This is a genomic window from Bradyrhizobium japonicum USDA 6 (genome assembly GCF_000284375.1).
Taxonomy (GTDB): domain Bacteria; phylum Pseudomonadota; class Alphaproteobacteria; order Rhizobiales; family Xanthobacteraceae; genus Bradyrhizobium; species Bradyrhizobium japonicum.
Map to the genome: position 1 here is coordinate 2907640 of NC_017249.1, position 19089 is coordinate 2926728.

The 19089-nt window shown below is 65.8% G+C and carries 13 protein-coding genes and 1 pseudogene; 13 read left to right on the forward strand and 1 reads right to left on the reverse strand.

All coding sequences use genetic code 11. From position 1 onward, the window contains the following. Positions 1 to 7: 7 nt before the first annotated feature. The 12 genes from murD (at position 8) to recN (ending at position 16428) form a co-directional block, all read left to right on the forward strand. Entirely contained in the window at positions 8 to 1408 is a 1401-nt protein-coding gene (gene murD, locus BJ6T_RS13635; RefSeq protein WP_014492956.1) for a UDP-N-acetylmuramoyl-L-alanine--D-glutamate ligase, read from the forward strand. A gap of 232 nt (positions 1409 to 1640) precedes the next feature. Continuing rightward, a complete protein-coding gene (ftsW, locus tag BJ6T_RS13640) occupies positions 1641 to 2792 on the forward strand; it encodes a putative lipid II flippase FtsW (RefSeq protein WP_014492957.1) in 1152 nt (383 codons plus the stop codon). A 114-nt stretch (positions 2793 to 2906) separates the two neighbouring features. Next, a complete protein-coding gene (murG, locus tag BJ6T_RS13645; protein WP_014492958.1) occupies positions 2907 to 4007 on the forward strand; it encodes an undecaprenyldiphospho-muramoylpentapeptide beta-N-acetylglucosaminyltransferase in 1101 nt (366 codons plus the stop codon). 122 nt (positions 4008 to 4129) lie between these two features. Further along, entirely contained in the window at positions 4130 to 5533 is a 1404-nt protein-coding gene (murC, locus tag BJ6T_RS13650; protein WP_014492959.1) for a UDP-N-acetylmuramate--L-alanine ligase, read from the forward strand. 193 nt (positions 5534 to 5726) lie between these two features. Then, the gene (gene murB / locus BJ6T_RS13655) at positions 5727 to 6647 is read left to right on the forward strand and encodes a UDP-N-acetylmuramate dehydrogenase (protein WP_014492960.1); all 921 of its coding nucleotides are present in this window, start codon (positions 5727 to 5729) and stop codon (positions 6645 to 6647) included. A gap of 22 nt (positions 6648 to 6669) precedes the next feature. After that, a complete protein-coding gene (locus BJ6T_RS13660; RefSeq protein WP_014492961.1) occupies positions 6670 to 7656 on the forward strand; it encodes a D-alanine--D-alanine ligase family protein in 987 nt (328 codons plus the stop codon). A 350-nt stretch (positions 7657 to 8006) separates the two neighbouring features. Next, positions 8007 to 9035, forward strand: coding sequence for a cell division protein FtsQ/DivIB (locus BJ6T_RS13665; protein WP_028170654.1), 1029 nt, complete (start codon positions 8007 to 8009; stop codon positions 9033 to 9035). Continuing rightward, positions 9032 to 10354 (forward strand): cell division protein FtsA, encoded by a 1323-nt coding sequence (ftsA, locus tag BJ6T_RS13670; protein ID WP_014492963.1) that lies wholly within the window; start codon positions 9032 to 9034, stop codon positions 10352 to 10354. The genes BJ6T_RS13665 and ftsA overlap by 4 nt, the downstream gene beginning before the upstream one ends. A gap of 87 nt (positions 10355 to 10441) precedes the next feature. After that, positions 10442 to 12256, forward strand: coding sequence for a cell division protein FtsZ (ftsZ, locus tag BJ6T_RS13675; RefSeq protein ID WP_014492964.1), 1815 nt, complete (start codon positions 10442 to 10444; stop codon positions 12254 to 12256). A gap of 362 nt (positions 12257 to 12618) precedes the next feature. Continuing rightward, the gene (gene lpxC / locus BJ6T_RS13680; RefSeq protein WP_014492965.1) at positions 12619 to 13581 is read left to right on the forward strand and encodes a UDP-3-O-acyl-N-acetylglucosamine deacetylase; all 963 of its coding nucleotides are present in this window, start codon (positions 12619 to 12621) and stop codon (positions 13579 to 13581) included. 262 nt (positions 13582 to 13843) lie between these two features. Beyond that, entirely contained in the window at positions 13844 to 14731 is an 888-nt protein-coding gene (locus BJ6T_RS13685) for an outer membrane protein assembly factor BamD (protein ID WP_028156378.1), read from the forward strand. A 23-nt stretch (positions 14732 to 14754) separates the two neighbouring features. Then, entirely contained in the window at positions 14755 to 16428 is a 1674-nt protein-coding gene (gene recN / locus BJ6T_RS13690; protein ID WP_014492967.1) for a DNA repair protein RecN, read from the forward strand. Between the two features lie 93 nt (positions 16429 to 16521). Here the strand turns inward: recN and BJ6T_RS48240 are convergent. Next, a pseudogene (locus BJ6T_RS48240) lies at positions 16522 to 16808 on the reverse strand (GIY-YIG nuclease family protein). Between the two features lie 120 nt (positions 16809 to 16928). Between BJ6T_RS48240 and ligA the strand changes: the two are divergent. After that, a complete protein-coding gene (gene ligA, locus BJ6T_RS13700; RefSeq protein ID WP_014492969.1) occupies positions 16929 to 19082 on the forward strand; it encodes an NAD-dependent DNA ligase LigA in 2154 nt (717 codons plus the stop codon). Positions 19083 to 19089 lie beyond the last annotated feature (7 nt).

Genomic DNA, 19089 nt, shown 5'->3' on the forward strand with positions numbered 1-19089 from the left:
TCGATCGATGATCCCGGTCACATCCTTCGCCGGCAAGACCGTCGCGGTGTTCGGCCTCGGCGGCTCGGGGCTTGCGTCCTGTCACGCGTTGAAAGCGGGCGGCGCCGAGGTGATCGCCGCCGACGACAATGTCGAGAACGTCGCCAAGGCGGCACAGGCCGGTTTCATCACAGCCGATTTGCGCAATGTCTCCTGGGCGAATTTCGCGGCGCTGGTGCTCGCGCCGGGCGTGCCGCTCACCCATCCCGTGCCGCACTGGAGCGTGCTGAAGGCGCGCGAGGCCGGCTGCGAGGTGATCGGCGATATCGAGCTGTTCTGCCGCGAGCGGCGGCGGCACGCGCCCAACGCGCCGTTCGTCGCGATCACCGGCACCAACGGCAAGTCGACCACGACGGCGCTGATCGCGCATCTCACAAAGGTCGCCGGCTACGACACCCAGATGGGCGGCAATATCGGTACGGCGATCCTGTCGCTGGAGCCGCCGCGCACGGGCCGCGTCCACGTCATCGAGATGTCGTCCTACCAGATCGACCTCACGCCCTCGCTAGATCCCTCCGTCGGCATCCTGCTCAATGTCAGTGAGGACCACATCGACCGTCACGGCACCCTCGCGCATTACGCTGCGGTGAAGGAGCGTCTCGTCGCCAGCGTGCAGGCGGGCGGCACCTCGATCGTCGGCGTCGACGATGGCTTCTGCCGCGACATCGCCGACCGGCTCGACCGCGCCGGCAAGAACGTGGTGCGGATCTCCGTCAAGAACCCGCTGGCCTCCGGCATCCATGTCGAGCACGGCACGATTGTGCGCACCGCGGGCGGCGCGAGGAGCGAGATCGCAAAGCTCGGCGGCATCGGCTCGCTCCGCGGCCAGCACAACGCGCAGAACGCGGCCTGCGCCGCCGCCGCCGCGCTCGCGATGGGCATCAGCCTCGATGTGCTGCAGAACGGCCTGCGCAGCTTTCCGGGCCTCGCGCATCGCATGGAGCAGGTCGGCCGCCGCGGCAACGTGCTGTTCGTCAACGACTCCAAGGGCACCAACGCCGATGCCACCGCGCATGCGCTGTCGTCCTTTTCGGAAATCTTCTGGATCGCCGGCGGCAAGCCCAAGGCGGGCGGCATCACTGGCCTCACCGGCTACTTCCCGCGCATCCGCAAGGCCTATCTGATCGGCGAGGCCGCGCAGGAGTTTTCGGGAACGCTGGGCACGCAGGTCGCGCACGAGATCAGCCAGACGCTGGACGTCGCCGTCGAGCACGCCGCGCGCGATGCCGAGGCATCCGGTCTCACGGATGCGGTGGTGCTGCTGTCACCCGCCTGTGCGTCCTTCGACCAGTACCGCAACTTCGAGATCCGCGGCACCAAGTTCCGCGAACTGGTGCAGGCACTGCCGGGTGTGAAACCGGTGGTGTGAGGGGCGCTGCTTCTCCAATCTCCGCTGTCGTCGTCCGGCTTGACCGGGCGACCCAGTATCCAGAGGCGGTGCTGAGATACGGAGACGCTGCGGCGTACTGGATGCCCCGGTCAAGCCGGGGCATGAATTTGTGGTTGCGTTGTGCGCTCTCTCCAAAGTTATCGATCTCCTTAACCCCCGGTAACCAACCTCGGCGACCAATGGACCGACCTCTGTCCGAAAGCGGCCGCCCATGCTCTCCCGTGAAGAACGCACCCCCTTTTCCGAGTGGTGGTGGACCGTCGACAAGCCGCTGATGGGCGCCATCCTGGCGCTGATGCTCACCGGCGTGATCCTGTCGCTGGCGGCGAGCCCGCCGGTTGCGACCCGCATCGGGCTCGATCCGTTCCACTTCTTCAGCCGCCACGTGATGTTCCTGGCGCCGTCCTGCCTGGTGCTGCTCGGGGTGTCTTTCCTGTCGCCGCGCGCGATCCGCCGCTCGGCCCTGATCATCTTCGCGGCCAGCATCATCCTGATCGTGCTGACGCTCGCGATCGGCCCCGAGGTGAAGGGCTCGCGGCGCTGGATCACGCTGCTCGGCGTCAACATCCAGGCCTCCGAAATCGCAAAGCCGTCGTTCGTCGTCATCGCCGCCTGGCTGTTCGCGGAATCGACCAGGCGGCCTGAAATGCCGGCGACCTCGATGGCGCTGGTGCTGCTCTTGATGCTGGTCTCGCTGCTGGTGATGGAGCCCGATTTCGGTCAGACCATGTTGATCCTGATGGTGTGGGGCTCGCTGTTCTTCATCGCGGGCATGCGCATGATCTGGGTGTTCGGCCTGGCGGGCGCCGCCGCGGCCGGTCTGTTCAGCGCTTATCTGTTCGTTCCGCACGTCGCCGGCCGTATCAAGCGCTTCATGAATCCGGCTTCCGGCGACACCTTCCAGGTCGATACCGCCATGGAAGCCTTCTACAACGGCGGCTGGTTCGGGCTCGGGCCCGGCGAGGGCATCGCCAAGCGCAGCCTGCCGGACAGTCACACCGACTTCGTGTTCGCGGTTGCCGCCGAGGAGTTCGGCATCATCCTGTGCCTTGCGATGCTGGCGCTGTTCGCTTTCGTCGTGATTCGCACGCTGTCGCGCGCCTACGCCAATGAGGACATGTTCTCGCGCTTTGCGGCGTCCGGCCTTGCGATCCTGTTCGGCGTGCAGGCCGCGATCAACATGTCGGTCAACCTCCAGCTCATCCCCGCCAAGGGCATGACGCTGCCGTTCATCTCCTATGGTGGCTCCTCGATCGTGTCGCTGGCCTATGGTGTCGGCATGATGCTGGCGCTGACGCGGCTGCGCCCGCGCACCGAAGTCGAGGCGAGCGGCCACGCCGAGGCGATGCGCAGTTACGCCTAAGCGTCATTGCGAGGCGCGAAGCGACGAAGCAATCCAGAGTGTCTCCGCGGTCACAGTCTGGATTGCTTCGCTTCGCTCGCAATGACGGGAGATAGCCTGTAAAACTCCCTCACCATGGACACTTCCCCCCTGATTCTTCTCGCCGCGGGCGGCACCGGCGGCCATTTGTTTCCGGCCGAGGCGCTCGGCGTCGAGCTGATCCGGCGCGGCTTTCGCGTCCGCCTCGTCACGGACGAGCGGGCGCTGCGTTATAGCGGGCTGTTCAGCAAGGACATGATCGACGTCGTCTCGAGCGAGACCGCGCGCGGCCGCAATCCGTTGCAGCTCGCCTATGCCGGTCTCACGCTCGCCGCCGGCACGCTATCTGCGTATCGCCTGATCAAGCGGCTGAAGCCCGTCGCCGTCGTCGGCTTCGGCGGCTATCCGACGCTGCCGCCGCTGGTCGCCGCGAAGTTTGCGGGCGTCCCTGGCATCATCCACGACGCCAATGCGGTGCTCGGTCGCGCCAACCGGTTTCTGTCGACCCGCGTCCGCGCCATCGCGACGTCCTTGCCCGGCGTGCTCGACCGCGATCCGGCGCTGGCGGGCAAGACCACGACCGTGGGCACGCCGATGCGTCCGGCGATCCTCGCCGCGGCCGCCGTGCCATATGCCGCGCCTGAAGCGAACGGACCGCTGCGCCTGCTCGTCGTCGGCGGCAGCCAGGGCGCGCGCATCATGGCCGATATCGTGCCCGGCGCGATCGAACGGCTCGAGCCCGCACTGTGGAGCCGGCTCGTGCTGACCCAGCAGGTCCGCGACGAGGACATGGCGCGCGTGCGCGCGGTCTACGACAAGCTCAAGATCAATGCCGAGCTCGCGCCGTTCTTCACCGACCTGCCGGCGCGGCTCGCCTCCAACCATCTGGTGGTGTCGCGCTCCGGCGCCGGCACGGTCGCCGAACTCGCTGCGATCGGACGGCCCTCGATCCTGGTGCCGCTGCCCGGCTCGATCGACCAGGACCAGTTCGCCAATGCCGGCGTGCTGGCCAAGGTCGATGGCGCGATCCGCATCCCGCAGACCGAGTTCACCTCCGACCGGCTCGCCGCCGAGATCTCCGCCTTCGCCGCCGAGCCCGCGCGCCTCGCATCGATGGCCGCAGCCGCGAAGGGGGCGGGGCGGCTCGATGCGGCCGAACGTTTGGCCGATCTGGTGGTCAAAGTCGCGGGAATCTGACGCGAAAAAGCCCTTGTCTTGGCCTTCCAAAGCGGGGCATCCAGTAGGAAAGGCGCGCGGCTGATTTGGCCGTGACCTTCGCCAGATGCCGCCTTTCCGGCGGCAAGGTCAGGGAACAGAGCATGAGACTGCCGCGCGAGATCGGACCCATCCACTTCGTCGGGATCGGCGGGATCGGCATGAGCGGCATCGCCGAGGTGCTGGTCAATCTCGGCTATGCCGTGCAGGGCTCGGACGCTTCCGACAATTACAATCTCGACCGTCTGCGCAAGGCGGGTGCGAAGGTCTCGGTCGGCCACAAGGCCGAGAATGTCGACGGCGCTGCGGTCGTCGTCGTCTCCACCGCGATCAAGCGCGACAATCCGGAGCTGATGGCGGCGCGCGAACGCCGCATTCCCGTCGTACGCCGCGCCGAGATGCTGGCCGAGCTGATGCGGCTGAAGAGCTGCGTCGCCATCGCCGGGACCCACGGCAAGACCACCACGACCACGATGGTCGCAACGCTGCTCGATGCCGGCGGGCTCGATCCCACCGTGATCAATGGCGGCATCATCAATGCCTATGGCTCGAATGCGCGCCTTGGCGCCGGCGACTGGATGGTGGTCGAAGCGGACGAGAGCGATGGCACGTTCCTCAAGCTGCCGACCGATGTCGCGATCGTCACTAATGTCGACCCCGAGCATCTCGATCACTTCAAGACCTTCGAGGCGGTGCAGGACGCGTTCCGGCATTTCGTCGAGAACCTGCCGTTCTACGGCTTCGCCGTGATGTGCATCGACCATCCCGTCGTGCAGAGCCTCGTCGGCAAGATCGAGGATCGCCGCATCATCACCTATGGCGAAAATCCGCAGGCCGATGTGCGGCTCGTCGATCTCACCCCGATGGGCGGTGGCTCCAAGTTCAAGGTCGCGTTCCGCGACCGCAAGACCGGCGCCGTGCACGAGATCGCCGATCTCATGCTGCCGATGCCGGGACGCCACAACGCCTCCAACGCGACGGCCGCGATTGCGGTCGCGCGCGAGCTCGGCGTGTCGGACGAGGCGATCCGAAAGGCGATCGCAGGCTTCGGCGGCGTCAAGCGCCGCTTCACCAAGACCGGCGAGTGGAACGGCGTCACGGTGATCGATGATTACGGTCATCACCCCGTCGAGATCGCGGCAGTACTGAAGGCGGCGCGGGAATCCACCAACGGCAAGATCGTCGCCGTGGTGCAGCCGCATCGCTACACCCGCCTGCAATCGCTGTTCGAGGAATTCTGCACCTGCTTCAACGATGCGGATGCGGTTGTTGTCGCCGATGTCTATGCCGCAGGCGAGACGCCGATCGACGGCATCGACCGCGAGCATTTCGTCGCGGGCCTGCGCGCCCATGGCCACCGCGAGGTGATCCCGCTGCCGGGCGCGCCGGAGCTTGCAGGGATCGTCAAGGGCCTGGCGAAGTCGGGCGATCTCGTCGTGTGCCTTGGCGCCGGCAACATCACGCAATGGGCGTATGCCTTGCCCGGCGAATTGAAGGCGCTGGGGTAGGCGCTCTCATGAGAGTCTCACAGACACCCACACGGCACACTGCGCTCCCTCCCCCCTTGTGGGGGAGGGCGGGGGAGAGGGCTGGCCGCAGGCGAGGTCTGCGTTTGTGGCTACCCCTCTCCCTGATCCGCCCCAGCAAGTGGGGAGGGAACAGAGGCAGCGTGCGTCCCTCACGCGAAGCGAGCATCTCCGCATGAGCTTCCCGGACATCACGCCCGATCTCAAAGCCGCAATGCCGGAGCTGCGCGGCCGGATGCTGGCCAACCAGTCGCTGGCGGATCTCACATGGTTTCGCGTCGGTGGTCCCGCGCAGGTGTTGTTCACGCCGGCGGATGAGGACGATCTCGCTTACTTCCTCGCGCTTCTCGCGCCCGACATTCCCGTCTATGTCGTCGGCGTCGGCTCCAACCTGATCGTGCGTGACGGTGGCATCGCGGGTGTGGTGATTCGGCTGGCGCCGCGCGCCTTTGGCGAGGCTGTTGCGAATGGCGACATCGTCACCGCAGGCGCTGCCGCGCTCGACAAGCGCGTGGCGGAGGTCGCGGCATCCGCCAATATCGGCGGGCTCGAATTCTATTTCGGCATTCCCGGCACCATCGGCGGTGCGCTGCGCATGAATGCGGGCGCCAATGGCGGCGAGACCAAGGACGTATTGATCGAGGCGACCGGCGTTGCGAGGGACGGCAGCAAGCACGTGTTCTCGAACGCCGACATGAAGTTCGTCTACCGCAACAGCGGCATCGACCCCTCCATCATCTTCACCACCGCGCGCTTTCGCGGCGAGATCAGGGATACTGCTGCGATCCGCGCGCGCATGGCGGAAGTGCAGACCCACCGCGAGACCGCGCAGCCGATCCGCGAAAAGACCGGCGGCTCGACCTTCAAGAATCCGCCCGGCCATTCCGCCTGGAAGCTGGTGGACGCCGCCGGCGGCCGCGGCCTGCGCGTCGGCGGCGCGCAGGTCTCGGAGATGCACTGTAATTTCCTGATCAACACGGGCGATGCCACCGCGCACGACATCGAGACGCTCGGCGAGACCGTGCGCGAACGGGTGAAGGCAAACTCCGGAATTGAGCTACATTGGGAAATCAAGCGGATTGGAATTCCCGGCTAACCTGGACAGGCGACGAGAGAACATGCGCATCACCATCCTCTTCGGCGGCTCCAACCGGGAGCGTCTGGTTTCGGTCGCCTCAGCCCAGGCGCTACATCAGGCGCTGCCCGAGGCCGATCTCTGGTGGTGGGACGTCGAGGACAAGGTGCATGTCGTGCAGTCGAAGCAACTGCTCGAACACGCCCGTCCGTTCGAGGACGAGTTCAAGCCCGGCACATCGGGCATTCCGCTGGGGCAGGCGCTCGATCGGGCCAAGACGGAGGGCCGCGTGCTGGTGCTCGGCCTGCATGGCGGCCGCGCGGAGAACGGCGAATTGCAGGTGATGTGCGAGGCGCGCGGCGTGCCCTTCACCGGATCGGGCTCGGCCTCCTCGCATCTTGCCTTCGACAAGATCGCGGCCAAGCATTTCGCCGCGCTCGGCGGCGTGACGCCGCCGGCCAATGTTGCGCTGGACGAGATCGACGAGGCCTTCGCCGAATACGGCCGGCTGATCGCAAAGCCGGCGCGCGACGGTTCGAGCTATGGCCTGATCTTCGTCAACGCCAGGCAGGATCTCGTCGCCGTCCGCAATGCGGCGAAGCACGAAGACTATGTGATCGAGCCCTACATCGCGGGCGTCGAGGCGACCTGCGGCGTGCTGGAGCGCACCGACGGCTCGATCATCTCGTTGCCGCCGATCGAGATCATTCCGGGCGAGGGCAATTTCGACTACGCCGCAAAATATCTCCTGAAGTCGACCCAGGAGATCTGCCCCGGCCGTTTTGCGCCCGAGATCACCGCTGCGCTGAAGGAGCAGGCGATGCTGGCGCATCGCGCGATGTCCTGCACCGGCTATTCCCGCTCTGACTTCATCGTCTCTGACAGGGGCCTGATCTATCTCGAGACCAACACGCTGCCCGGGCTGACCAAGTCCTCGCTCTACCCCAAGGCGCTGAAAGCCGAAGGCATCGAGTTCGTCGACTTCCTGCGTGGCCTGGTCGAGCTCGCCGGGCGGGACGTAAGAAAATAATTAGGACTGGTTAACGGCCGAACGGGCGAAATGGCCGGTTTTGGAACCCAAAACCGGTAAGATGCCGGGTATCGCGGCATAAATGCCTCACAAGCCTGGGCAAAACGCATCCGGCGTTAACGAAGTTTACCTTTTGTTTACCAGGACGTCCGAAGGTTAACGCTGGCGGCGCACATGACGCTTTGGCTGCCGGCGCGTGGGCTGTTGCGGGTGATGTCACCTCCAGCGAACGCTTTGAAGGGGAGAGGTTTTCTTCTTCTGAAGACCAGCACCCGGCCCGGCAAGTCCGAGACGTCATGTTCGCCAGGACCCGCGCGATGTCGCGGGCTAACTGTTGACGAGCTCGTGCAATGGATGGTGCAGGAAGCCTCACCCGGTCGTTTTTGAGATCGCTGAGGCCCCAAGCTGACCTGAAGGCGGCCGCTATCGGAGCGGTGGTGCTTCTGCGCGAGTGGGTGCAGGACAAGCGCGACCAGAAGCGCGCTGCCGCCCAGAACAAGATCAGGTCCAAGACCAAAGCCAAGCCCGTCGTCGAGCGCGAGCCGCCGCCGCGCGTGGTCGCGCTGGTCGAGCGCTATGCGCCGCGCCGGGTCGGGATCACCATGACCGTTCTGCTGCTGGCCGGAAGCTGTGGCTTCGGCATCGTCAGGGGTGGCCACCTCCAGGATTTCATCGCCGCAGTCAGCGACACCCGTAACGCGCTGGCGAATTCCGCGGGCTTCCGCATCACCTCCGTCGTGATCAACGGCCGCAAGCAGCTCAGCCAGGACGAGATCCTCGCGGTCGGCGGGGTCAGCGGCCGCTCCTCGCTGCTGTTCCTCGACGCCGACGTCGTGCGCGACAAGCTCAAGGCCAATCCCTGGATTGCGGATGCGACCGTGCTGAAGCTCTATCCGGGCCGGCTCATGATCGACATCACCGAGCGCCAGGCGTTCGCGCTGTGGCAGGAGGCCGGCCGGCTCTCCGTCATCGCCGATGATGGTGCGGTGCTCGAGCCTTACGTCTCGCGCCGGTTCCTGTCGCTGCCGCTCGTGGTCGGCAAGGGTGCCGACACCCAGGCGCGCGATTTCCTGGCGCTGCTGGCGCGCTATCCGCAGATCAATTCGGTGACCAAGGCCGCGATCTATGTCGGCGAGCGGCGCTGGAACCTGAGGCTCAAGGATGGCCTCGACATCCGTCTGCCCGAGCAGGACGTCGGCAACGCCCTCGCGACGCTGTCCAGGCTCGACAAGGAGGACAAGCTGTTCTCCCGCGACATCGTCGCCGTCGACATGCGCCTGCCCGATCGCCTGGTGGTGCAGCTGTCCGACGACGCCGCCAAGGCGCGCGAGGACCTGTTCAAGGACAAGAAGAAAAAGAAGGCCGGGGACGCCGCATGACCGGTCTTGATCGCACCCAGACCCCGAAGACACGCCCGATGCCGCACAGGCGCGGCGGCATCGTCGCCTGCCTCGACATCGGCACCAGCAAGATCGCGTGCATGATTGCGCGGCTGAAGCCGTCGGCGCCGAGCGACGCCTTGCGCGGCCGTACCCATGCGGTTGAATTGATCGGTTACAGCCAGATCCAGTCGCGCGGCATGAAGGCCGGCGCGGTGATCGATCTTGCCGAATGCGAGCAGGCGGTACGCCAGGCCGTCGGGCTGGCGGAGAAGATGGCCAAGGTGCGGGTCGAGTCCGTGCTGCTGTCGGTCTCCGGCGGCCGGCTTTCCGGCCAGCTGGTCGAAGCCGCCGCCGACATCCGCGGCGGCGCCGTGACGCCGGCCGATGTCAGCCGCGTCACTTCGACCGGCATGCGCCACGCCACCGGCGAGGGCCGCACCGTGCTGCACGCGCTGCCGGTCGGCTACACGCTCGACGGCGTCAAGGGCATCCGCGATCCGCGCGGCATGGTCGCGCATCAGTTCGGCGTCGACATGAACGTCGTCACCTGCGAGGCCACCGTTGCCCGCAACCTGATGCTGGCGGTGGAGCGCTGCCACATCAATGTCGAAGCCATGGCGGCGAGCCCGTATGTGGCCGGCCTGTCGGTGCTGACCGACGACGAGGCCGATCTCGGCGCCGCCGTCGTCGAGATGGGCGCGGGCACCACCACCATCGCGGTCTATTCCGGCGGCCGCTTCGTGTATGCGGCGGGCTTTGCGGTCGGCGGGCAACACATCACGATGGATCTCGCGCGCGGACTCTCCGCGACCATTGCCGATGCCGAGCGAATCAAGACGTTATATGGCACCGTCATCACCGGCGGATCGGACTCGCGTGAGCTGATGTCTGTACCGACAGCCGGTGACGAGCAGGATCTGCCGCAGATCGTCTCCCGCGCCACCATCGCCAATATTGTCAAGCACCGTGCCGAGGAAGTCTTCGAAATGGTTCGGGACAAGCTGAAGGATTCGCCCTTCGCCTCAGAGCCCAACGGCCGCGTTGTGCTCTCCGGCGGCGCCTCGCAGCTCACCGGCCTCGTCGAACTCGGCACGCAGATTCTCGGCCGGCCCGTGCGGGTCGGACGTCCGCTCGGTTTCGGCCGGCTGCCCAATGAGGCGAAGAACGCCGCGTTCGCGGTGCCGGCCGGGCTCCTCGTCTACCCGCAATATGTTCATCACGAGCATGTCGAACCGCGGCATACGCGGCAGCAGGTCAAGACAGGGACGGGCGGTTATTTTGGAAAGGTCGGACGATGGCTACGCGAGGGCTTCTGATGAACCGGTTCCGCAACCTTCGCATTTCACCAACTCCCGCGGCCGCCGGCCGGGGCGAACCCACGCGCGCGTGATCGAGAGGCAAACATGACCATCAGCATCAATGTTCCTGATATTCACGAATTGAAGCCCCGGATCACCGTGTTCGGCGTCGGTGGCGCCGGTGGCAACGCCGTCAACAACATGATCACGGCGGGCCTCCAGGGCGTCGACTTCGTGGTCGCCAACACCGACGCGCAGGCGCTGACGATGTCGAAGGCGCAGCGCATCGTGCAGATGGGCACCGCGGTCACGCAAGGCCTCGGCGCGGGTTCGCAGCCGAACGTCGGCGCGGCGGCGGCGGAAGAGGTGATCGACGAACTGCGCGACCATCTCTCGGGCGCCAACATGGTGTTCGTCACCGCCGGCATGGGCGGCGGCACCGGCACCGGTGCAGCTCCCGTCATCGCCAAGACCGCGCGCGACATGGGCATCCTCACCGTCGGCGTCGTGACCAAGCCGTTCCACTTCGAGGGCGGCCGCCGCATGCGCACCGCCGAGGCCGGCATCAACGAGCTGCACAAGGTCGTCGACACGCTCCTGATCATCCCGAACCAGAACCTGTTCCGGGTCGCCAACGAGAAGACCACCTTCGCCGACGCCTTCGCGATGGCCGACCAGGTGCTTTACTCCGGCGTTGCCTGCATCACCGACCTGATGGTCAAGGAAGGTCTGATCAACCTCGACTTCGCCGACGTTCGCGCCGTCATGCGCGAGATGGGCAAGGCGATGATGGGTACGGGCGAGGCTTCCGGTGACAAGCGCGCGCTGACCGCCGCTGAAGCCGCGATCGCCAACCCGCTGATCGACGATAGCTCGATGAAGGGCGCCAAGGGCCTCCTCATCTCGATCACCGGCGGCAAGGACCTCACCTTGTTCGAGGTTGACGAAGCCGCGACCCGCATCCGCGAGGAAGTCGACCAGGACGCCAACATCATCGTCGGTGCGACCTTCGACGAAGCGCTCGACGGCCTGATCCGGGTCTCGGTCGTTGCCACCGGCATCGAGCAGGCAACGATCGCCCGCAACACCCAGGCCACCAGCGCCCCGGTCGCGAACGCGGCACCGCAGCAGATCCAACAGGTGCAGCAGGCTCCCGCTGCTCCGGCCGCCGCTGCCGAGAGCCGTCTCGCCGACCTGACCGCGCGTCTGCGTGCCGACAATCAGCGCATGGCCGAGCGCGCCCAGAAGCTGGAAGCCCAGATCCCGACCGCCGCCCCGGGGGCTGCCGCGCCGACCGCGCCGCGTCCGAATGTCGAGCGCGCCGCGCTTGCCGCCATCGCGGCTGCCGTTGCCGAGGTCCCGCAGGCCCCCGCGCCGATGCAGACCTATGGCGACGTCACGGTACGCCCGATCGCGCAGAAGCCGACCCTGTTTCCGGAGCCTGACATGGCCCCGGTCGCGATGCAGGAGCCGATGACGCCGGAAACCTTCATCCCGCCGCAGGCCGAACGTGGGCCGGTCCGTGCCCCGCGGATGCCGCGTATCGACGAACTGCCGATGCCGGCCCAGGCCGAGCTTCGCCAGGCCCGCGGCGAGGCGGAAGAAGAGACCCCGCAAAAGACCCGCCTGTCGCTGCTGCAGCGTCTCGCCAATGTCGGCCTCGGCCGTCGCGACGAGGAGAGTGAGGCGCCGGTCACAGCCCGCACCGCCAGTCCCGCGATGCCGCCGCTGCCCGATCGCCGGCCCCCCCAGAAGACTGTGGCACAGCAAATCGCGGCCAGCGAGCCGGTATCGGAGTATGCCCGCCGTCCCGCGCCTCAGGGCCTGGACATGCACGGCCGCCCGGCGCCTGTTGCGCCGGCGCCACAGGGTGACGACCATCTTGATATCCCCGCCTTCCTGAGGCGTCAGGCGACGTGAGGATTGTTACAATAAGGCTGACGAAAAAGGTCCCGGCGGGAAGCTCGCCGGGACCTTTCCATTTGTCCCGTGCATGTCCGGATTGCGGGGCCAAGCAACTGATTTTAAATCATTAATTACGCATCCGGTGGTTCAGTAGAACTGCCGATAACGGTCCCGAACTCCGGCGCAATTTGGTTAAGCCTTGGCGCGAATACGGCAGGTTTGGGGTAACAATCGGTAAAAAAGCGTGAGTTGGCTTGTTTGAGGCAGTGACTATGGTTTGCCGTGACTTGGGGATACGGAGATTCGCAACCGTCGGCACTGGCCGGCCAAGCGGGCCTAGTATAAGTCGCAGTGGGTCGTAGTGGGGCGGGTTCCTGATGAAATTTAGCCGGCAAACAACGCTTCGTGCGCAAGCCACCGTGGCAGGCGTTGGCGTTCATTCCGGTCTTCCAGTCACTCTCACGCTGGGGCCCGCGCCCGTCGATGCGGGTTTTGTTTTTGTCCGCACCGGCCTTGAGGGAAGTGACCGTGAGATTCAGGCGACCGCCGACCAGGTGATCGCGACCGACTTCGCTACCGTCCTCGGCGATCGTGACGGCCCGTTGGTTTCCACCGCCGAGCACGTGCTCGCGGCGCTGCGGGGCATGGGCGTCGACAACGCCACCATCGAGATCGACGGCCCTGAAGTACCGATCATGGACGGCAGTGCCGCGGCCTTCATTGCCGCGATCGACCAGGCCGGCATCGTCAGCCAGCCGGCACAGCGCCGCTTCATTCAGGTTTTGAAGCCGATCTCGGCCAAGGTCGGTGACTCCTTCGGCGAGATCCGGCCCTACGCCAACGGGTTCCGCGTTGATATCGAGATCGACTTCACCAATCCCGTCATCGGCCAGCAGAGCTACGGCTTCGACCTGAACCCGGAGCGCTTCCGCCGTGAAGTCGGCCGCGCCCGGACTTTCGGCCTGATGTGCGACGTCGCCCGACTCTGGAGCGCGGGTTACGCACTCGGCGCTTCCTTCGACAATACCGTCGTGTTCGACGACGAGCGGCTGCTCAACACCGAGGGCCTGCGCTACGCCGACGAATGCGCCCGCCACAAGGTGCTGGACGTGATCGGCGATCTCGCGCTGGCCGGCCTGCCGCTGCTTGGCGCCTACCGCTCGGTGCGTGGCGGCCACAAGCTCAACCACGCTGTCCTGACCGCGCTGCTCGCCGACCGTACCGCCTGGCGGGTGGTCGAGGGCGAGGCGGTCCGCCGCACCACGCGTCCCGTGGGCGAAGTCGGTCGTGGCATCGTTGGCGGCCGGATCGCTGCGGCCTACGGGCCGGACGTGTCCTGACGGGACCTGTCGCCACTGGCGTTCTGTTGCCGCCTGCGTTTGGCGGCGGCTTTCCCCGGGAAACTCCTGGTAACGATGATCGGCTAGGATTGCGGCGCGTTCGCCTTAATCCGGGCGAAATGCCTGCCTATCCGGTTGGTTCGAGATCGTTTTTCGGTTACACGGCGTGGTCGCATGGCAGGCGCCACGGCTACATTTCGCGCCCATGACGGGGTTCATGGGCTGGCGGACACCGCATCACAGGGCGTCAGGGCTTAAATTCATGTCGGCACAGCGTATGACGCGCGGATATCTCTCGGTGTCGCCTGGAGTCCGCGGGCTGCTTCAAGCCGCCACCTTCGTGGTGCTCGCGCTGCCGCTGGCCGGCTGCGGCACCGGCTCGCTCTGGGACAAGTTCACCGCCAAGGATGACACCTTCGTCGAGGAGCCCGCCGACAAGATCTATAATGAGGGCCTGTACCTCATGAACGAGAAGAAGGACATGAAGGGGGCGAACAAGAAGTTCGAAGAGGTCGACCGCCAGCATCCTTATTCCGACTGGGCCCGCAAATCGCTGCTGATGTCGGCCTATGCCTCCTACCAGGGCGGCGACTATGACGGCTGCATCGGCGCCGCGACCCGCTACGTCACGCTGCATCCCGGCAGCCCGGACGCGGCCTATGCGCAGTACCTGATCGCCGCCTCCCATTACGACCAGATCCCGGACATCAGCCGCGACCAGGCACGCACCGAGAAGGCGATCGCCGCGCTGGAAGAGGTGAACCGCAAATATCCGAACTCGGAATATGCGACCTCGGCCAAAGCCAAGATCGAGGGTGCGCGCGACCAGCTCGCCGGCAAGGAAATGAATGTCGGCCGCTATTACATGCAGAAGCGCGACTACACGGCGGCGATCAACCGCTACAAGGCCGTCGTCACGCAGTACCAGACCACCCGCCATGTCGAGGAGGCGCTGTTCCGGCTCACCGAGGCCTATATGACGATCGGCATCGTCGCCGAGGCGCAGACCGCAGCCGCGGTGCTTGGCCACAATTTTCCTGACAGCCGCTGGTACAAGGACGCCTATAATCTTGTAAAATCCGGGGGTCTCGAGCCGAGCGAGAATCAGGGTTCCTGGATGAGCAGGGCCTTCAAGAAGATAGGCCTATAGTCTCGGCTAGGAAATTTGATTCCATGCTGGCGCGTCTGTCGATCCGTGACATCGTCCTGATCGAGCGGCTCGATATCGAATTCGCCACCGGACTTGCGGTTTTGACCGGTGAGACCGGTGCGGGCAAATCCATCCTGCTCGATGCCTTTGCACTGGCGCTCGGCGGCCGCGGCGATGCCGGGCTCGTGCGCCATGGCGCGGAGCAGGGGCAGGTCACCGCCGTCTTCGATATCCCCAAAAATCACCCCGCGACGAAGATTCTGGCCGAGAACGGCCTGGACGATACCGGCGAGATGATTCTCCGCCGGGTGCAACTCGCCGACGGCCGCACCCGCGCCTTCATCAACGACCAGTCCATCAGCGTGCAGACGCTGAAGGCGGTCGGTGGCGCCCTGGTCGAGATCCACGGCCAGCATGACGAGCGCGCGCTGGTCGATGCTGCCACCCACCGCCGCCTGCTCGACGCCTTTGCGGGGCTCGAAAAGGACGTCACCGTGGTCGAAGCGCTCTGGGACGCGCGCCGTACGGCCAGCGCCGCGCTGGAAGAGCACCGCGCCGCCATGGAGCGCGCCTCGCGCGAGGCGGACTATCTGCGCCACGCCTCCGACGAACTGAAGCAGCTCGCGCCCAAGGATGGCGAGGAGACCTCGCTCGCCGGTCGCCGCACCACCATGATGCAGGGCGAGAAGATCGCCTCCGATTTGCGGGAGGCGCAGGAAGCCGTCGGCGGCAATCATTCGCCGGTCGCCTCGCTATCGGCCGCCGTGCGCCGGCTGGAGCGGCGCGGTGTCAACTCGCCGGCGCTGGTCGAGCCTGCCGTGAAGGCGATCGACGCCGCGATCAACGCGCTGGAGGAAGCCGACCAGCATCTTCTGGCCGCGCTCGCCGCGACCGACTTCGACCCGGGCGAGCTCGAGCGCATCGAGGAGCGGCTGTTCGCCCTGCGCGCCGCCTCGCGCAAATATTCGACGCCGGTCGATGGCCTCGCCGCGCTTGCCGCCAAATACGCTGCCGATGTCGTCCTGATCGATGCCGGTGCTTCGCGGTTGAAGAAGCTGGAGCAGGCGGCGATCGAGGCTGACGCGCGCTATGCCGCTGCCGCCAAGAAACTGTCGATGGCGCGGCAGAAGTCGGCGGACAAGCTCAACAAGGCGGTCAACGCCGAGCTCGCGCCGCTCAAGCTCGAACGCGCCAAGTTCATGACGCAGGTCGAGACCGATGAGGCCGCGCCGGGCCCGCAAGGTTTCGACCGCGTCGAGTTCTGGGTGCAGACCAATCCTGGCACCAAGCCGGGTCCGATGATGAAGGTCGCTTCCGGCGGCGAGCTCTCGCGCTTCCTGCTGGCGCTCAAGGTCGTGCTGTCCGACCGCGGCTCGGCGCCGACGCTGGTGTTCGACGAAATCGACACCGGGGTCGGCGGTGCGGTCGCGGACGCCATCGGTGGGCGGCTCGCGCGGCTTGCCGGCAAGGTGCAGGTGATGGCCGTGACCCATGCCCCGCAGGTCGCCGCCCGTGCCGGCCAGCATCTGCTGATCTCCAAGGACGCCCTCGACAAGGGCAAGCGCGTGGCCACCCGCGTCAATGCGCTGGCCGCCGACCACCGCCGCGAGGAGATCGCCCGCATGCTCGCCGGCGCCGAGATCACGGCCGAGGCGAGAGCTGCCGCCGAACGGCTGCTCAAGGCGGCGACGGCTTAGGCCACCACCGTCATTCCGGGGCGATGCGAAGCATCGAACCCGGAAACTCGAGATTCCGGGTCTGGTCCTTCGGACCATCCCGGAATGACGTTCTTAATTGCAGATCGACTCGTACAGATCATCCCAATTTGGATTCTTCTTCTCGATGAGCTGGGTTTTCCAAGCTCTCTTCCACTTCTTGAGTTCTTTCTCACGCGATATCGCCGAGATGGGATCGTCATAGGCTTCGAACCAAACCAGTCGCGTGATGTTGTATTTTGTCGTGAAGCTGGGCACGGCCTTGATACGATGCTCGTAGACGCGGCGCACAAGGTCATTAGTGATACCGACATAGATTGCCCCATCGCGCCGGCTTGCTAGGATATGACGTAGTACGCCATGATTGCCGAGCCCCTCCCAACCGTCATTCCGGGGCGCACGAAGTGCGAACCCGGAATCTCGAGGTTCCGGGTCTGGTCCTTCGGACCATCCCGGAACGACGAGACGCAACCTTAAGTATAATGGCAAGAGCAGCAAAATCCAACGCAAGGCCGCTTCGCGACGTCGCCGACCTCACCAAGGCGCAGGCCAAGGTCGAGCACATGCGGCTCGCGCTCGAACTCGAAGAGCACGACAGGCGCTACTATCAAGAGGACGCGCCTACCGTGACCGACGCCGAATACGACGCGTTGCGCCAGCGCTTCAACGCGATCGAAAAGCGGTTTCCGGATTTCGTCAGCGCGGAGTCGCCGTCCCAGAAAGTCGGCGCGGCCCCGTCGGGGCGCTTCAAGAAGGTTCGGCATTCCGTTCCGATGCTGTCGCTCGACAACGCGTTTGCCGAAGAGGACGTCCGCGACTTCGTCGGCCGCATCGTGCGCTTCCTGAAGCTCGACGACGACAAGGTCGATTTCTCGGCCGAGCCGAAGATCGACGGCCTTTCGATGTCGCTGCGCTACGAGGGCGGCGAGCTCGTCACCGCGGCGACCCGCGGTGATGGCGCTGAAGGCGAGGACGTCACCGCCAACATCCGTACGCTCGAAGACGTGCCGCAGAAGCTGAAAGGCCGCAACATCCCGGATATCTGCGAGGTGCGCGGCGAGGTCTACATGACCAAGAAAGCGTTCCTCGCGCTCAACGAGCGGCAGAAGGCGGAAGGCAGCACCATCTTCGCCAATCCGCGCAATTCGGCTGCGGGCTCGCTCCGGCAGAAGGACCCGACCATCACCGCCTCGCGCCCCCTGGGCTTCTTCGCCTATGCCTGGGGCGAGATGAGCGCGATGCCGGAGGGTACGCAGAGCGGCATGATCGGCTGGTTCGAGAGCTGCGGCTTCAAGACCAATCCGTTGACCAGGCTCTGTCATTCCGTCGAGGAGCTGCTCGCGTTCCATCATTCGATCGAGGAGCAGCGCGCAAAACTCGATTACGACATCGACGGCGTCGTCTACAAGGTCGACCGCATCGACTGGCAGGAACGGCTCGGCTTCGTCTCACGCACGCCGCGCTGGGGCATCGCGCACAAATTCCCGGCCGAGCGCGCCGTGACGGTGCTGCGCGACATCGAGATCCAGGTCGGCCGCACCGGCTCGTTCACGCCGGTCGGCAAGCTCGAACCGGTCGGCGTCGGCGGCGTGATCGTGCAGAACGTCACCCTGCACAACGAGGACTACATCAAGGGCATCGGCAACAAGGGTGAGGTGCTGCGCGAGGGGCGCGACATCAGGATCGGCGACACCGTCGTGATCCAGCGTGCCGGCGACGTCATCCCGCAGGTGGTCGACGTCGTCCTCGACAAGCGGCCGAAGACCGCCAAGGAATTCCATTTCCCGACGAAGTGCCCGTGCCCGCTGCACACCGACGTCACGCGCGAGGAGACGGCGGCCGGCGAAGAGGGCTCGCGCGCCCGCTGCACCGGCGAGTTCGCCTGTCCCTATCAGAAGATCGAGCACCTCAAACTGTTCGTGTCGCGGCGCGCTTTCGACATCGACGGTCTTGGCGAGAAGCAGCTCCAGTATTTCTTCGACGAGGGTTGGGTGAAGGAGCCTGCCGATATCTTCACGCTGGAGAAGCGCAATGCGAAGCTGAAACTCGAGGAGATCGAGGGCTACGGCGCAACGTCGGTGCGCAACCTGTTCGGCGCCATCGAGAGCCGGCGCAGAATCGCGCTGGAGCGCTTCGTCTATGCGCTCGGGATGCGTCATGTCGGCGAGACCACGGCGCTGGCGCTCGCACGCGGCTATGGCTCGTGGGACGCTTTCCACGACGCCTGCCTCAAGGTTGCCAAGGGCGACGAGGAGGCGATGGCCGAGATGGACGCGCTGGACCAGATCGGCGACACCGTGATCAAGAGCATCGCCGACTATTTCGGCGAGAGCCACAATCGCGGCATTGTCGAGCGGCTGACCAAGGAAGTCGAGATCATCGACGCCGAGAAGCCGAAGAGCAATTCCGCCGTCGCCGGCAAGACGGTGGTGTTCACGGGATCGCTGGAGAAGATGACGCGCGACGAGGCCAAGGCGACCGCGGAGCGTCTGGGGGCGAAGGTGTCGGGTTCGGTGTCGAAGAAGACCGACCTCGTCGTCGCCGGCCCCGGCGCGGGCTCCAAGCTCGCGGAAGCCAACAAGCACGGCGTCAAGGTGTTGACCGAGGACGAGTGGCTGACGCTGATCGGGGAGTGAGAGGGCA

Coding starts and splice junctions, on each gene's coding strand:
- murD (WP_014492956.1), top strand. CDS start 8: ATGATCCCGGTCACATCCTTCGCCGGCAAGACCGTCGCGGTGTTCGGC.
- ftsW (WP_014492957.1), top strand. CDS start 1,641: ATGCTCTCCCGTGAAGAACGCACCCCCTTTTCCGAGTGGTGGTGGACC.
- murG (WP_014492958.1), top strand. CDS start 2,907: ATGGACACTTCCCCCCTGATTCTTCTCGCCGCGGGCGGCACCGGCGGC.
- murC (WP_014492959.1), top strand. CDS start 4,130: ATGAGACTGCCGCGCGAGATCGGACCCATCCACTTCGTCGGGATCGGC.
- murB (WP_014492960.1), top strand. CDS start 5,727: ATGAGCTTCCCGGACATCACGCCCGATCTCAAAGCCGCAATGCCGGAG.
- BJ6T_RS13660 (WP_014492961.1), top strand. CDS start 6,670: ATGCGCATCACCATCCTCTTCGGCGGCTCCAACCGGGAGCGTCTGGTT.
- BJ6T_RS13665 (WP_028170654.1), top strand. CDS start 8,007: ATGGATGGTGCAGGAAGCCTCACCCGGTCGTTTTTGAGATCGCTGAGG.
- ftsA (WP_014492963.1), top strand. CDS start 9,032: ATGACCGGTCTTGATCGCACCCAGACCCCGAAGACACGCCCGATGCCG.
- ftsZ (WP_014492964.1), top strand. CDS start 10,442: ATGACCATCAGCATCAATGTTCCTGATATTCACGAATTGAAGCCCCGG.
- lpxC (WP_014492965.1), top strand. CDS start 12,619: ATGAAATTTAGCCGGCAAACAACGCTTCGTGCGCAAGCCACCGTGGCA.
- BJ6T_RS13685 (WP_028156378.1), top strand. CDS start 13,844: ATGTCGGCACAGCGTATGACGCGCGGATATCTCTCGGTGTCGCCTGGA.
- recN (WP_014492967.1), top strand. CDS start 14,755: ATGCTGGCGCGTCTGTCGATCCGTGACATCGTCCTGATCGAGCGGCTC.
- ligA (WP_014492969.1), top strand. CDS start 16,929: ATGGCAAGAGCAGCAAAATCCAACGCAAGGCCGCTTCGCGACGTCGCC.